General features: G+C 69.9%; 1 protein-coding gene. It reads right to left on the bottom strand.

The window, feature by feature from the left end; all coding sequences use genetic code 11:
• Window positions 1-439: L-serine ammonia-lyase, iron-sulfur-dependent, subunit alpha (locus tag AX730_RS07945; RefSeq protein ID WP_198147085.1), on the bottom strand; the 439-nt coding region annotated here is incomplete at both ends.

Genomic DNA, 439 nt, shown 5'->3' on the forward strand with positions numbered 1-439 from the left:
ATGCACGGGATCTGCACCAGCCCGCCGATCGGGTCGCAGGTCAGGCCCAGGTTGTGCTCCATGCCGATCTCGGCCGCGTTCTCGACCTGGCTGGGACTGCCGCCCAGCGCGGCGACCAGCCCGCCGGCGGCCATCGAACAGGCCACGCCCACCTCGCCCTGGCAGCCCACCTCGGCGCCGCTGATGCTGGCGTTCTCCTTGTAGAGGATGCCGATGGCCGCCGCGGTCAGCAGGAAGTCGAACACCCGCTGCTCGCTGTTGCCGGGGCAGAAGCGGTCGAAGTAATGCAGCACCGCCGGGATGATCCCGGCCGCACCGTTGGTCGGGGCCGTCACCACGCGACCCCCGGCCGCGTTCTCCTCGTTCACCGCCAGGGCGTAGAGGTTGACCCAGTCCAGCACCGTCAACGGATCACGCATCGCCGCTTCCGGCTTGCTGG

Source organism: Pseudoxanthomonas mexicana, assembly GCF_001556105.1.
In the GTDB taxonomy this organism is placed as follows: Bacteria; Pseudomonadota; Gammaproteobacteria; order Xanthomonadales; family Xanthomonadaceae; genus Pseudoxanthomonas_A; species Pseudoxanthomonas_A mexicana_A.